A 13,723-nucleotide genomic window follows, 5' to 3' on the forward strand; every position below is an offset into this window, starting at 1 on the left:
CCCTCATCCTGAGGTGCGAGCGGAGCGAGCCTCGAAGGACGCACCACGCTGCCATCACACCTCGTGCAAATAGAGGTGGTAGTCCAGTTCGCTGACGGTGCGCGCCACGCGCAGATATTCGGATTGCTTGATCGCCACGAAGGTGCGGTGCAGATCCTCCCCCAGGGCGCTTTTGAGAAACGTCGATGCCCGTGCCGCCTCGATTGCGGCGCGCCAGTCGACCGGCATCGTGGTGCGCGTTTCAGCCGCTTCGTAGCCGTTGCCGACGGTTTCGGGGCCGGGATCGAGGCCTTCGTCGAGCCCTTTGACGATGCCCGCCAAAACGGTCGCGGCGACCAGATAGGGATTGGCGTCGACGCCCGACGGCCGGTGCTCGATGCGCCTGCTTTTCTTGTCGCCCGCCGGCACGCGCAGCGCTACCGAGCGGTTGTTGACGCCCCAGGTCGGCGTTACCGGCGCGTAGGATTGCGAGACGAAACGCCGCCATGAATTGGCATGCGGCGCAAACACCAGCATCGATTCCGCCATGGTCTGGATAAGCCCGCCCAGACCCTGCAGGAGGGGCAGGGAGCGGGTTTCGCCATCCGTCTCCGTAAAGACGTTCCTGCCGTTCTCGTCGAGCAGCGAAACGTGGAAATGCATGCCGGAGCCGGCGTATTTCTCGATGGGCTTGGCCATGAAACAGGCGGTCACGCCGTGCCGGCGCGCCTGCGTGCGCACCAGCCGCTTCAGCATGACCAGATCGTCCGCTGCCCGCATCACGTCCTCGCGGTAGTTCAGCGTCAATTCGTACTGGCCCGGCGCATATTCCGAAATCACCGTCTCGGCCGGAATGCCCTGCAGCTTCGCGGCCTGGTAAATATCGGAAAACAGCGGCTCCATGCCGTGCAGGTGATCGACCGAATACACCTCTGTCTTGGCCGAATGGCGGCCGTCGAGCACCGCGCGCGCCGGCTGCACCTTGCCGTCGCCGTCGCGCTCATTGGCGAGGAGAAAAAATTCAAGTTCGAAGGCGCCGGCCGGATGAAGCCCCTTTTCGGCCAGGATTTCGACCTGACGGGCAAGCGCGTGGCGCGGATCGGAGGTCATCGGCGCGCCGTCGAGATGGTACATCGACATCATTACCTGCGCGCGCGGCGGCTGCGTGCCGTGCAGCGGCGCCAGCGTTCCGGGAATGGGCCAGGCGCGCAGATCGCCGTCGCCGGTTGCCCAGATCAAGCCGGTTTCGTGGACATCCTCGCCGGTGATATCGAGGCCGAGCACGGAAATCGGCATGTGCCGTCCGCCCTCGAAAACCGGCACCAGTTCATGCCGGCGGATGATTTTTCCACGGCCGACGCCATTGGCGTCGATAAGCACGATATCCACCGCCTCGATTTCGGGATGGCGTTCAAGGAAGGCTTTCGCCTCGGTGGGCGTCGAACCCGAAGGTGAAGTCATGATGGCGCTCGGTTGAACCTTGTGCTTGTCTCATGCCGCACGCTTCCCCGCAACTGGGGCTTCAGGCGGAAATATCGATGACGCCGCAATCGCCGGTGGCGCTGCCGAAGACCACGCGCCGTTCGCTCTTGTCCCACATCATCGCGATGATCGCGCCCTTGCCCGGCCGGCGCAGCAGCACTTCCTTGGCGTCTTGAAAACGCGCGGCGATGACCATGCCGTCGTCGTAGCCGATGGCGGTGACGTCTTCGCTCGGGTGGCAGGCCACACAGGTCACCATGGCGTTGCCGCGCGTGCCGAGTTCCAGCGGGGCCTTGCCCATCGGGCCGTCCTTGCCCGAAAACGGCCAGACGATGGCCGCCGGCGCGCCGGAGCTTGCCAGCCATTTGCCCTTGGCAGCCCACGACAGGCTCTTCACCTTGCCCGGATAGCCCGACATGCGCATGTGCTTGCCGTCGGCAAGCTTCCAGCCATGCAGCGCGTTTTCCTGCATGGAGGTGACCAGGAAATTGCCGTCCGGCGAAAAGGTGATCCCTGTATGCGCGCCGGCCCATTCCAGTTCAGTCGGCTTGCCCTCGGCAGCGGGGAAATGCAGCGTTGCGCCATTATAACGAGCAACGCCGATGCGCATGCCCTTTGGCGAAAAGGCGACACCCTCGACCGAGCGCGGATGCGAAAATTCCTTCGACCTACCGTCGTTGAAACGCACGTAGGCCGTCTTGCCGGTGCCATAGGCGACCGCGCCTTGCGGGCCGGCTGCGACGTTGGCGATCCATTTCCTGCCCGCGCTCGCCAGTTCGGTGGCTTTTCCGTCAGCCTCGACGGCAAACACCTTGCCGTCTTCGCCGCCGGTGATCAGCCGGTCACTGGCCGGGTCATGGACGGCGCAGAGCAGGCCGTCATTGGCCTGCATGGTTTTCTGGCCGTGATCGAGCCGATGGATCGAGCCATCCGCCATGGCGAAATGCGGGACGTCATTCAGGAAGACGGCGGCGATGCAATGACCGTCGAGGTCGAGAGGCGCAACTGTCGGCATGTGTCAGGCTGCTGCCTGGCAGGCATCGAAGCTGTTTTTCAGCCTCTCGGCGTCGAGTTCGCGGCCGATGAACACCAGCCGGCTTTCGTGCTTTTCGCCGTCTTTCCACGCGCGCTGGTGGTCGCCTTCGATGATCATGTGCACGCCCTGGATGACGTAGCGCTCGTCGTCGCCCTTGAGCGCAATGATGCCTTTCAGCCGCAGGATGTTGGGGCCTTCCATCTGGGTGATTTTTTCGATCCACGGGAAGAACTTTTTAGGGTCCATCTCGCCGCCGCGCAGCGAAACCGACTGCACCGTCACGTCATGAATGGCGGACGGATGCGCATGGTCGTGATCATGATGATCGTGGCCGTGATGGTCGTGGTCATGATGATGGTGATCGTGATCGTGGTCGCAATCCGGGCCGCACTCATGGTCGTGGTCATGCTCGTCATGCGCTTCGAGGAAATGCGGGTCGTTCTCCAGCGCGCGGCTGAGATCAAACGCGCCGCGATCCAGAACGTCCGTCAGCGGCAGGCCGGCGCGGGTGGTGCGGTGGATTTTCGCGGCCGGGTTGATGGCGCGGATCGTTGCTTCGACGGCGCGCAATTCTTCGGGCGTCACCAGGTCGGTCTTGTTGAGCACGATGACGTCGGCAAAGGCGATCTGGTCCTCGGCCTCTTTGGAGTCCTTGAGGCGCAGCGGCAGGTGCTTGGCGTCGACCAGCGCCACGACAGCATCGAGCTTGGTCTTCGAGCGCACGTCGTCGTCCATGAAGAAGGTCTGCGCCACCGGCACCGGGTCGGCGAGGCCCGTCGTCTCGATGACGATGGCGTCGAAGCGGCCGGGGCGGCGCATCAGGCCCTCGACCACGCGGATCAGGTCGCCGCGCACCGTGCAGCAGACGCAGCCATTGTTCATCTCGTAGATTTCCTCGTCGGATTCCACGATCAGCTCGTTGTCGATGCCGATCTCGCCGAACTCGTTGACGATCACAGCGTAGCGCTTGCCGTGGTTTTCCGAGAGAATCCGGTTGAGCAGCGTGGTCTTGCCGGAACCGAGATAGCCGGTAAGCACGGTCACGGGAATTTGCGTCTGGGTGTCGCTCATGTCTGAACCTCGAAGGGGATTTGTTGCCTCCATATAGGATGACGCGCGGCGTTTTGCACGACCAATCCCGCCTGTTTCGCATTGGGCCAGGTCGCGGCCTTTTGCGTTGAAAATTGCGATGCAAAGCACCGATCGCAGGTTATAGAGAGGTTTTGGTCTCGGGGACTGGGTTTTTGGATTTTTTCGATGTCGTGATCGTAGGCGCGGGCGCTGCCGGCATGATGTGCGCCATCGAGGCGGGCAAACGCGGCCGCACCGTACTGGTGATCGACCATGCGCGCACCGCCGGCGAAAAGATCCGTATCTCCGGCGGCGGCCGCTGCAACTTCACCAACATCCACGCCAGCCCGAAGAACTTCCTGTCGCAGAACCCGCATTTCTGCATCTCGGCGTTGAAGCGCTACACGCAGCATGATTTCATTGCACTGGTGAAAAGCTACGGCATCGCCTTCCACGAAAAGACGCTGGGGCAATTGTTCTGCGACGGGTCGGCCACGCAGATCATCGCGCTGCTGCTGGAAGAAATGAAGCGCCACGGTGCGGTGCTGCGGCTGAACACACGCGCGGAAAAAGTCGAAAAGAGCGCAGATGGTTTCGTCGTCGGGCTTGAGGACGGACCAGTGCGCTGCGCCTCGCTGGTGGTGGCGAGCGGCGGAAAGTCGATCCCCAAGATGGGCGCTTCGGGCTGGGGCTACGACCTTGCCGCGCAATTCGGCGTGGCGGTGGTCGAGACGCGGCCTGCCCTTGTGCCGCTGACCTTCGAGCCGAATACGCTGGAGCGCTTGAAGCCGCTGGCGGGCATCGCGGTGGATGCCGTGGTGTCGTGCAACAAGACAAAATTCTCGGAAGCCATGCTGTTCACGCATCGCGGCATCAGCGGGCCTTCCATCCTGCAGATCTCGTCCTATTGGCGCGAGGGCGACGAGATCGGCATCGCCATGCTGCCGCAAGTCGATGTATTCGACGCTTTGCGCGCGGCGCGCGCTGAAAACGGCAAGCAGGCGGTGCAGACGGTGCTGGCGGCCTTCCTGCCCAAAAAGCTGGCGCAGACCATCGCGGAGCAGCTTGGCGCTTCGAAAAACCTGGCCGACATGCCGGACAAGGAGTTCCGCCGCGTCGAGGCCGCCGTCAACTACTGGCGCATCAAGCCGGCCGGCTCGGAAGGCTATCGCACGGCCGAAGTGACGCTGGGCGGCGTCGATACGCGCGATCTGGATTCGAAGACCATGGCCGCCAGAGCGGTGCCGGGCCTCTATTTCATCGGCGAGGTGGTGGATGTCACCGGCTGGCTCGGCGGCTACAATTTCCAGTGGGCGTGGTCCTCCGGCTGGTGCGCCGGGCAGGCGGTTTGAGGCTCGCCAGACAGGGGCGAACGATAAAGCAGAGCCGGATAACGACTGTCATCTAACTGTAATCTGGCTCTGCCATAAGCATGTCGCTGCGGTTTCGCTTGCCGGCAAAGGGCTTTTCGCGGGCGAAAGACGGGGCGATTGCAAGCGAGGCATGATTATATTGCCCGCCTATCACGGACCCGAGAGGAAGACATGGCCAAGCCAGACAGAACCGCGACGATGAACCGGCTGCATTCGGCGGCAAGGCTGGCGCGCACGGCGCTCGCCGCCCGCCTTCTGGCGCACGGCTTTTATGCCGGCCAGGACCAGATCATGCTGTCGCTGGAGGAAGAGGACGGCCAGACGCCCGGCAAGCTCGCCGCTCGCCTCGGCGTCCGTCCGCCGACCATCACCAAGACCATCAACCGCCTGCAGGCACAGGGTTTTCTGGACAAGCGCGCTTCCGATGCCGATGCGCGCCAGGCGCATATATTCCTGACCGATCTTGGCCGCGGCACCATCCGCGCCATCGAGAAATCGGTGAAAAAGACCGAAAAGCAGGCGCTGAAGGGCCTCGACAAGAAAGAGCAGAAAGTGCTGTTCAAGATGCTGGCCCGCATCGAGGCGAACTTGTTGGACGAAGAACTGGACCTTGCCGAAGAGAGCCCTGAGATCGAAGGCAAACACGACGCTGAAGAGTAGGCACGACGCTGAAGAGTAGGCACGACACCGAAGAGTAGGCCGTTTCATTCTATTGCAGCCGCCGAACGCGCCGGCGGCTGGCCTGCCTGCGCAAAGCCTGTAGGCCAGGGCGGCCTTTGGTCTTGCCGCCGCGTGTCAATTCACGCACAAGGCTGATGTCCGAATGAAACGGTCTTGTCTTGCCACACCCTTCCTCAAAATCAGAACAAGCGACACCGCCAACTGCGATCATCTACATGATCGTCACCTATATCGGTTTCACTTTTCTGGACTCGTCCAGCAAGTTTCTCGTGCTCGCCGGCATCGCCCCGTTCTTCATCGCCTGGTGTCGTTTTGCCGGCCATGTCGTGCTGGTGGTCCTCTTGTTTCGCGGCTGGAAAGATAGCCGGCGGTTCCTGGCCAAAAACCTGCCCGCCCATGTCTTGCGCGGCGCGTTCCTTGCCAGTTCGACCGTCTTCAACGTCATGGCGCTGCGCTATCTGCAACTGGCGGAAACGACCTCGATCTATTTCTTCGCACCGATGGTCATCACAGCCCTTGCCGGCCCCATGCTTGGCGAATGGGCGGGCTGGCGCCGTTGGCTTGCCATCTGGATCGGCTTTGCCGGCGTGCTCGTCATCACCCGGCCGGGCGTCGGCGTTTTCGGCATCGGCCACGCCTTTGCCCTGGCGGCCATGCTGGCGAACTGTTTCTATGTCATCATGACCCGGCGCATGTCCGCCACCGAAACGCCGGAAAGCCTGATCCTGTTTGCCGCCCTTGCCCCCGTCATCCTGCTTTTGCCGATGCTGCCCTTCTCGCTGACGCTTCCGGCCACGCCCCTGCAATGGCTCATCCTGGCGATGCTGGGCGTCTTCGGCGGCGTCAGCCACTGGTTTCTGATCAAGGCCTACAGCCTTGCCACCGCCACCGCGCTCGCGCCCTATCCCTATTCGCAGATGATCTGGATGATTGCTTTCGGCTGGCTCATCTTCCACCAGTTCCCCGACAACTGGACCCTTGCGGGCGCCGCCATCATCGTCGCCAGCGGTCTCTACATCGTCCACCGCGAGCATCGGCTGCGCGTGCGCAATCGCGCGGCACCCGGCGCCGAGACGGAAGTGCTGGCGAAAACGCTTTGACTCGCCAAAAATCGGTGGCATAAGCCGCGTTTAAATTGTTTAAACAAACGGTTTAAACCGGGGGCCACTCCACTGGCACAAAAGATCAAGCTATCGACCATCGCCGACGCGCTCGGCGTGTCGACCGCCACCGTCTCGCTGGCGCTGCGCGACAGTCCGCTGGTTGCCGCTTCGACGCGCGAGCGCATCAAGGACCATGCGCGCGCCATCGGCTATATCTACAACCGTCGCGCCGCTAGCTTGCGCACCTCGCGCTCGGGCATTGTCGGCGTCGTCGTCCACGACATCATGAACCCGTTCTATGCGGAAATCCTGCGCTCCATCGAAAGCGAACTCGACCGCAGCCGCCAGACCTTCATCCTGTCCAACCACTATGACCAGCTTGAAAAGCAGCGCCTCTTCATCGACACGCTGCTGCAACTCGGTGCGGACGGCGTCATCATGTCGCCGGCCATCGGTACGCCGGCTTCCGATATCCTGATGGCCGAGGAAAACGGCCTGCCGGCGGTGCTCATCGCCCGCGATGTCGAGGACGCGCATGTGCCGGTGTTTCGCGGCGACGACGCCTACGGCACCGCACTTGCCACCAACCATCTGATCTCGCTCGGCCACAAGCGCATCGTCATGATCGGCGGGACCGAGCAGACCTCGACCGGCCACGACCGTTATCAGGGCTATGTCAACGCGATGGAAGCGGCGGGGCTGGAGGTCAAGCCGTCCTGGCGCATTTCCGGCCCGCGCACCAAGCAGGCCGGCTTCGAGGCGGCCAGCCAGTTCCTGGCGCTGAAGGACAAGCCGACCGCCGCCTGCTGCTGGAACGACCTCGTCGCCATCGGCCTGATGAACGGCATCGCGCGCGCCGGGCTGGTTCCGGGCGTCGACGTTTCCGTCACCGGCTATGACGATCTGGAGGAAGCTTCGATCGCAACGCCGGCCCTCACTACGGTGTGGAACGGCCAGCGCGAGGTCGGCCGCCGCGCCGCAAGCGCGCTGCTCGACAAGCTCAACGGGCAGACGGTTCGCCCGTCGCAGGAACTCATCAAGCCCGAACTGCATGTGCGCCAGTCCACCGGAAAGCCGGTGGAGCGCAGTTAGATCGCGGTGCGTCCTATCGGACGCACAAAGGACGATCTAACGCTTTGATTGAGCATTGGAATAATCCGAAAACCGGATTCCACTTTTCGGTCCGATGCTCTAAGCTCGACCCTTACCGCAGGAAAACGCCATGGCCGCCGACCTTCGCTCGATACCAATCCTGGTGCCCGGAAAGTTGTATGAGCATGCCGTCTCGCGCATCGGCGAGGAATTTCACCTGGTTTCCATCGAGCGCATCGACCCAGTGCTGGTAACAGTCGAACTGCGCGACACGGTGCGCGGCATTGCGGCTTCGCCAGCCATCGACAAGGCGGTTCTCGGCGCGGATTTCCTGAACGCGCTGCCCAATGTCGAGATCATCGCCAATTTCGGCGTCGGCTATGACGGCGTCGACGCCGCCTATGCCGGGCAGCACGGCGTCATGGTCACCAATACGCCGGACGTGCTGACGGAAGAGGTGGCCGACACGGCGGTCGGCCTGCTGATTTCTACCATCCGCGAGTTTTCGCGCGCGGAAAGCTGGCTGCGCGCCGGAAACTGGGTGGCCAAGGGCAACTATCGCCTGTCGCCGCTCACGCTGCGCGGCCGCACCATCGGCATCTTCGGCCTCGGCCGCATCGGGCTTGCCGTCGCCCGTCGTCTGGAAGCTTTCGGCCTGAAGATTGCCTATCACAACCGGCGGCCGGTCGAGGGCGTCGCCTACGCCTATCATCCGACCCTGAAGGGTCTGGCCGCGGCGGTCGATACGCTGATCTGCATTGCGCCGGGTGGCGCCGCCACCGAAAATGCCATCAACGCCAAAGTTCTTTCAGCGCTGGGCAGCAATGGCGTGCTCGTCAATATCGGGCGTGGCTCGACGGTGGATGCCGACGCGCTCGCCGCAGCGCTCGCCAACGGCACGATTGCCGCCGCCGGATTGGACGTTTTCGCCGACGAGCCGAACGTGCCGCAAGCCTTGCTCGATGCCCCGAACACGGTGCTTTTGCCGCATATCGCTTCGGCCTCGGTCCACACGCGCCGCGCCATGGCGGACCTTTGCGCCGACAATTTGGTTTCGTGGTTCCAGGATGGCAAGGCGCTTACGCCGGTGCCCGAAACGGTCAATGTGAAGGCGAAGTAGGGGGTTCCCAAGAGGGAGGATTACTGGGGCTGAATTACCCCCACCCGAAAGGAGCGGCCTCCCCAAATTCTACTCCGCTGCCGTCCGCGCGGCGGTTTTCGCGGTAGCATGCGCGCGCACGGCGTCGCCGAAGGCCTGAAAAATCCGGGCCGACGCGTCGTCCGACTTCACCCAGTATTCCGGGTGCCATTGGACGCCGACTGCGAAACTGCGTGAATTGCGGACCGAAACGGCTTCGACTGTACCGTCCTGCGCCACCGCCTCTATCTGCAGGTTCGGGCCCAGCCGGTCGACGCCCTGGCGGTGAACCGAATTGACCAGGATGTCGCCCGCGCCGAACACGCCGGCCAGGCAGCTTCCCGGCTTGATCGAAACGCTCTGGCGGATCGCGAAGCGCTCGTCCTGTTTGTCGCTGACGGGCGCGCGGTGGTCGAGCGCGCCTTCGCGTTCCTGTATTTCGGTTCCGAGCGAGCCGCCGAGCGCGACGTTCAGTTCCTGAATGCCGCGGCAGATGGCCAGCAGCGGCACTCCGCGCTCAATAGCGCGGCGGATGAGCGGCAGCGTCGTGGCGTCGCGCGCCGGATCGTAAGGGCCGTTGGCCTCGCTGGCGTCGCCGCCATAAAGCGATGGATGAACGTTGGATTTGGAGCCGGTCAGCATCACGCCGTCGACGCGGGAAAGCAATTCGTCCAGGTCGAGCCGGTCGCCGAAGGAAGGCACCAGCACCGGAAACACGCCGGCAGCGGAAATCACCGCTTCCAGATATTGCTGCGGGGCGGCATGCCAGATGTAGTTCTCGAACTGTTTGACATCGGTCGAGACGGCGACGAGAGGCTGGGACATTCGGGTGGCTGTTCCTGTGGTCGGGTGTATTGCCTGATATCAAAATAGGCGATCCGCCGTCGTATTTCCATGGCAAGTTTTATCGCGTGCCAGGACGTGCATGCCGCGCGAAAGCCTCCGCTGGACACTGGTTCTTCGGCGTGTATTGTTTCGTCGCGCCTGCTCGCAAGACCAACGCTTCTGGAGGGGCGGCGTCACTATTGCCAACAGGGAGGAATTCATGGATCGTCGCTCATTCATTCGCAAGGCTGGCGTTACCGGCGCAGGGGCGGCTGCGGCCGTTGCAACGCTTGCCGCGCCGGCCATCGCCCAATCCAACCCCAAGGTGACGTGGCGGCTGACCTCGTCCTTCCCGAAGTCGCTGGATACCATCTATGGCGGCGCGGAAGTTTTCTCCAAGATGCTCAAGGAAGCCACCGACGGCAATTTCGAGGTTCAGGTCTTCGCCGCCGGCGAACTGGTTCCGGGCCTTCAGGCGGCCGACGCCGCCACGGCGGGCACCGTCGAGGCGTGCCATACGGTCGGCTATTACTATTGGGGCAAGGACCCGGTCTGGGCGCTTGGCTCGGCGGTGCCCTTCGCGCTCAACGCGCGCGGTATGAACGCCTGGCTCTACCATGGCGGCGGCAACGAACTGTACAACGAATTCCTGGCCACGCAGGGGCTGGTCGGCTTTCCGGGCGGCAACACCGGCACGCAGATGGGCGGCTGGTTCCGCAAGGAGATCAACACCGTCGGCGACCTGTCGGGGCTGAAGATGCGCATCGGCGGCTTTGCCGGCAAGGTGGTGGAAAGGCTTGGCGTCGTGCCGCAGCAACTCGCCGGCGGCGACATCTATCCGGCGCTGGAAAAAGGCACAATCGACGCAGCCGAATGGGTCGGTCCCTATGATGACGAAAAACTCGGCTTCCAGAAGGTCGCGCCCTATTACTACTATCCCGGCTGGTGGGAAGGTGGCCCGACCGTCCATCTGATGTTCAACAAGGCCAAGTTCGACGAACTGTCGCCCGTCTACAAGTCGCTGGTGCAAACAGCGGCGCGCGCGACCGATGCCGACATGCTCCAGAAGTATGATTATCTCAATCCGGCGGCGGTAAAGTCGCTGGTTGCGAACGGCGCGCAGCTTCGTCCGTTCAGCCAGGAGATCATGTCGGCCTGTTTCGACAAGTCCAACGAGGTCTATGCCGAGATGATGGCGTCCAACCCGACCTTCAAGAAGATCTGGGAATCCATCACTGCCTTCCGCAAGGAGCATTATCTGTGGCAGCAGGTTGCCGAATATAATTTCGACACCTTCATGATGGTCCAGCAGCGCGCCGGCAAGCTGTAAACGCCTGAGCCTGAAAGTCGAAAAAGAGCCCCGGAGCGATGCTTCGGGGCTCTTTTTATTAGAGCATCGGATCGAAAAGTTGAACCCGATTTTCGGATTATTCCGATGCTTAATCAAGGTGTTAGAGCGTCCTTTGTGCGTCCAATTGGACGCACGGCGCTCTAGTTGAAGCTGGGCGGCGTCGACAGGTCCGGGGCGGGTGCTGCCGGTGCAGGTGCGGGTGCCGGCGCGCCGAAGCTTGGCGGCTGCGACAGGTCGGGCGTCGATGGCGAGGGCGTGCCTATCGGTGCGCCGAGGCCCGGCATTTCCGGCAGTTTGAATTCGATCGTGCCTGGGTCCACCACCGGGCCTTTGTAATGCATGACCATCTGCGGGAAGGCGATGGTCAGGCCGATCATCAGCACCTGGATGAAGACGAACGGCACCGCTCCCCAATAGATCTGCCCGGTCGTCACCGGCTCGATGCGCTTGCCCGTTATGCGATCGAGATAGGGCACGCGCGCCGCAACCGAGCGTAGGTAGAACAGCGCGAAGCCGAAGGGCGGGTGCATGAAACTCGTCTGCATGTTGACGCCCAGAAGCACGCCGAACCAGATCAGGTCGATGCCGAGCTTTTCGGCGGCCGGGGCCAGCAGCGGCACGATGATGAACGCCAGTTCGAAGAAATCGAGGAAGAAGGCGAGGAAGAACACCAGGATATTGACGAAGATCAGGAAGCCGACCTCGCCGCCGGGCAGCGACACCAGAAGGTGCTCGACCCACAGATGGCCGTTGACGCCGTAGAAGGTCAGCGAAAAAACCCGCGCGCCGATCAGGATGAACAGCACGAAGGCCGACAGCCGTGTCGTCGAGGTCAGCGCCTGCCGGATGACGTCGATGGTCAGCCGCCGTTTCGCCGCCGCCATGGCGAGCGCGCCGACCGCCCCCATCGCGCCGCCTTCGGTCGGCGTGGCGATGCCGAGGAAGATCGTGCCCAGCACCAGGAAGATCAGCGCCAGCGGCGGGATCAGCACGATGACGACCTGCTGCGCCAGCCGCGACATCATGTTGAAGTTGAACGCCTTGTCGGCCAGCGCGACGCAATAGATGAAAATGATGCCTGCCGTTGCGCCCAGAATGTCGGCATTCTCGCCCTGGGTCGGCGCCAGATAGCGATAGGCCGCATAGGCCACCGCGACGGTGGCCACGAGCGCCGCGATCAGCGACAGCACGCCATGGCCGAGCGTTCGCGCCTCCAGCGGCAGCGCCGGCACCATTTTGGGCCGCACGATCGAGACGATCAGGACGTAGCTCATATAGAGGCCGGTCAGCACCAGGCCGGGGATCAGCGCTCCGGCATACATGTCGCCGACCGAGCGGCCCAACTGGTCCGCCAAAACGATGAGAACGAGCGACGGCGGGATGATCTGCGCCAGCGTGCCGGACGCTGCGATGACGCCGGTGGCGAGCCGCCGGTCATAGCCGTAGCGCAGCATGATCGGCAGCGAGATCAGCCCCATGGCGATGACGGAGGCGGCAACCACGCCCGTGGTGGCGGCAAGCAGCGCGCCGACGATGACGACCGCATAGGCGAGCCCGCCGCGGATCGGCCCGAACAATTGCCCGATCGTATCGAGCAGATCTTCGGCCATGCCGGAGCGTTCGAGCACGATGCCCATGAAGGTGAAGAACGGGATCGCCAGCAGCGTCTCGTTGGCCATGACGCCGCCATAGAAGCGGTCGGGCAGGGCATGCAGCAGCGGCCAGGCGAGATTGATCAAGCCGTTGGAATAGGGCGCGAGTTCCACGCCGATGAAAAAGAAAAGCAGCCCGTTGGCTGCAAGCGAGAAGGCGACGGGATAACCGACCAGCATGAAGACAATCAGCGAGCAGAACATGATCGGCGCCATGTTCTGGGCGATGAATTCCATCATGTGCGCACCTCGCCGGCCAGCGCCTTGGCTTCGAGTTCCGCCTGCTCGTGGGCCGAAATGAACGGGTTCGGGTCATCCATGTGGCCGCGCAGGATGGCGATCTTCTTGATGATTTCCGAAACGCCCTGCAGGGCAAGCAGGAAAAACCCGGCCAGCAGCATCGCCTTTGCCGGCCAGATGATCAGGCCGCCGGAATTGGTCGACATTTCGCCGCTGCGGATCGAGCGGAGTGTGTAGGGGCCAAGATAGACCACCATCAACACCGCGAAGGGCATCAGGAAGAAGACGTGGCCGAACAGGTCGATCCAATGCTGCACGCGGCGCGAAAACATGCCGTAGACGATGTCGATGCGGATGTGCTCGTTCTGCTTCAGCGTATAGGCGGCGGCAAGCAGGAAGGCCGCGCCGAACAGATACCATTGCAGTTCGAGCCACGCGTTCGACGACGAGTTGAAGACTTTGCGGATGATCGCGTTGCCGGCGCTGACCAGGATCGAAACCAGGATCAGCAGCGACACCGCCTTGCCGATGAATTCATTGATGCGGTCGATGCCGCGCGAGACGGAAAGAAGCACAGCCATCTGCCGGTCCAGCACGATGCCCGCCAGCACGAACAGGACGATTGCCAGCAAAACGAGAAGGGCCGGCGACAAATAGATGGCGAAGAAAAATCCCACCGGCGTTCCTCCCTGTCTGCGGA

The 13,723-nt window shown here is 62.8% G+C and carries 12 protein-coding genes; 6 read left to right on the forward strand and 6 right to left on the reverse strand.

The features are described from left to right. Window positions 1-54: 54 nt before the first annotated feature. From ACX3P0_RS04750 to ACX3P0_RS04760, 3 genes are all read right to left on the reverse strand, one after another. On the reverse strand, window positions 55-1,440 hold the full coding sequence (locus ACX3P0_RS04750; RefSeq protein ID WP_459086924.1) for a glutamine synthetase family protein: 1,386 nt from the start codon (window positions 1,438-1,440) through the stop codon (window positions 55-57). A gap of 61 nt (window positions 1,441-1,501) precedes the next feature. Continuing rightward, window positions 1,502-2,476 (reverse strand): WD40 repeat domain-containing protein, encoded by a 975-nt coding sequence (locus tag ACX3P0_RS04755; RefSeq protein ID WP_459086925.1) that lies wholly within the window; start codon window positions 2,474-2,476, stop codon window positions 1,502-1,504. Between the two features lie 3 nt (window positions 2,477-2,479). Further along, window positions 2,480-3,568, reverse strand: coding sequence for a CobW family GTP-binding protein (locus ACX3P0_RS04760; RefSeq protein WP_459086927.1), 1,089 nt, complete (start codon window positions 3,566-3,568; stop codon window positions 2,480-2,482). A gap of 173 nt (window positions 3,569-3,741) precedes the next feature. Here ACX3P0_RS04760 and ACX3P0_RS04765 point away from each other — a divergent pair, with 173 nt between their 5' ends. The 5 genes from ACX3P0_RS04765 to ACX3P0_RS04785 all read left to right on the forward strand — a co-directional run bounded on the left by ACX3P0_RS04765 (window position 3,742) and on the right by ACX3P0_RS04785 (window position 8,937). Further along, window positions 3,742-4,920, forward strand: coding sequence for a BaiN/RdsA family NAD(P)/FAD-dependent oxidoreductase (locus tag ACX3P0_RS04765; RefSeq protein ID WP_459086929.1), 1,179 nt, complete (start codon window positions 3,742-3,744; stop codon window positions 4,918-4,920). Window positions 4,921-5,112: 192 nt separating this feature from the next. Continuing rightward, window positions 5,113-5,601, forward strand: a complete 489-nt coding sequence (locus ACX3P0_RS04770; RefSeq protein ID WP_459080716.1) for a MarR family winged helix-turn-helix transcriptional regulator — start codon at window positions 5,113-5,115, stop codon at window positions 5,599-5,601. Between the two features lie 236 nt (window positions 5,602-5,837). Then, window positions 5,838-6,722, forward strand: coding sequence for a DMT family transporter (locus ACX3P0_RS04775; RefSeq protein ID WP_459086930.1), 885 nt, complete (start codon window positions 5,838-5,840; stop codon window positions 6,720-6,722). A 72-nt stretch (window positions 6,723-6,794) separates the two neighbouring features. Beyond that, a complete protein-coding gene (locus tag ACX3P0_RS04780; protein ID WP_459080760.1) occupies window positions 6,795-7,817 on the forward strand; it encodes a LacI family DNA-binding transcriptional regulator in 1,023 nt (340 codons plus the stop codon). 130 nt (window positions 7,818-7,947) lie between these two features. Then, entirely contained in the window at window positions 7,948-8,937 is a 990-nt protein-coding gene (locus ACX3P0_RS04785; protein WP_459086932.1) for a 2-hydroxyacid dehydrogenase, read from the forward strand. 69 nt (window positions 8,938-9,006) lie between these two features. Here the strand turns inward: ACX3P0_RS04785 and ACX3P0_RS04790 are convergent, their stop codons facing one another. Beyond that, window positions 9,007-9,780, reverse strand: coding sequence for a gamma-glutamyl-gamma-aminobutyrate hydrolase family protein (locus tag ACX3P0_RS04790; RefSeq protein WP_459080713.1), 774 nt, complete (start codon window positions 9,778-9,780; stop codon window positions 9,007-9,009). 220 nt (window positions 9,781-10,000) lie between these two features. On the opposite strand from ACX3P0_RS04790, the gene ACX3P0_RS04795 reads away from it, so the two are divergent. Then, window positions 10,001-11,110 (forward strand): TRAP transporter substrate-binding protein, encoded by a 1,110-nt coding sequence (locus ACX3P0_RS04795; RefSeq protein WP_459080712.1) that lies wholly within the window; start codon window positions 10,001-10,003, stop codon window positions 11,108-11,110. Between the two features lie 161 nt (window positions 11,111-11,271). On the opposite strand, the gene ACX3P0_RS04800 is transcribed toward ACX3P0_RS04795, so the two are convergent. Both ACX3P0_RS04800 and ACX3P0_RS04805 read right to left on the reverse strand, forming a co-directional pair. Continuing rightward, the gene (locus ACX3P0_RS04800; protein ID WP_459086934.1) at window positions 11,272-13,023 is read right to left on the reverse strand and encodes a TRAP transporter large permease; all 1,752 of its coding nucleotides are present in this window, start codon (window positions 13,021-13,023) and stop codon (window positions 11,272-11,274) included. Then, complete coding sequence (locus ACX3P0_RS04805; protein ID WP_459087850.1) at window positions 13,020-13,604, reverse strand: TRAP transporter small permease subunit; 585 nt, start codon at window positions 13,602-13,604, stop codon at window positions 13,020-13,022. The genes ACX3P0_RS04800 and ACX3P0_RS04805 overlap by 4 nt, the downstream gene beginning before the upstream one ends. Between the last annotated feature and the right edge of the window lie 119 nt (window positions 13,605-13,723).

This window comes from Mesorhizobium sp. A556, assembly GCF_054489545.1.

What these genes read in the sequence shown, in the direction of transcription:
- ACX3P0_RS04750 (WP_459086924.1), bottom strand. Translation starts at nt 1,440, where the DNA reads ATGACTTCACCTTCGGGTTCGACGCCCACCGAGGCGAAAGCCTTCCTT.
- ACX3P0_RS04755 (WP_459086925.1), bottom strand. Translation starts at nt 2,476, where the DNA reads ATGCCGACAGTTGCGCCTCTCGACCTCGACGGTCATTGCATCGCCGCC.
- ACX3P0_RS04760 (WP_459086927.1), bottom strand. Translation starts at nt 3,568, where the DNA reads ATGAGCGACACCCAGACGCAAATTCCCGTGACCGTGCTTACCGGCTAT.
- ACX3P0_RS04770 (WP_459080716.1), top strand. Translation starts at nt 5,113, where the DNA reads ATGGCCAAGCCAGACAGAACCGCGACGATGAACCGGCTGCATTCGGCG.
- ACX3P0_RS04775 (WP_459086930.1), top strand. Translation starts at nt 5,838, where the DNA reads ATGATCGTCACCTATATCGGTTTCACTTTTCTGGACTCGTCCAGCAAG.
- ACX3P0_RS04785 (WP_459086932.1), top strand. Translation starts at nt 7,948, where the DNA reads ATGGCCGCCGACCTTCGCTCGATACCAATCCTGGTGCCCGGAAAGTTG.
- ACX3P0_RS04790 (WP_459080713.1), bottom strand. Translation starts at nt 9,780, where the DNA reads ATGTCCCAGCCTCTCGTCGCCGTCTCGACCGATGTCAAACAGTTCGAG.
- ACX3P0_RS04795 (WP_459080712.1), top strand. Translation starts at nt 10,001, where the DNA reads ATGGATCGTCGCTCATTCATTCGCAAGGCTGGCGTTACCGGCGCAGGG.
- ACX3P0_RS04800 (WP_459086934.1), bottom strand. Translation starts at nt 13,023, where the DNA reads ATGATGGAATTCATCGCCCAGAACATGGCGCCGATCATGTTCTGCTCG.
- ACX3P0_RS04805 (WP_459087850.1), bottom strand. Translation starts at nt 13,604, where the DNA reads ATGGCTGTGCTTCTTTCCGTCTCGCGCGGCATCGACCGCATCAATGAA.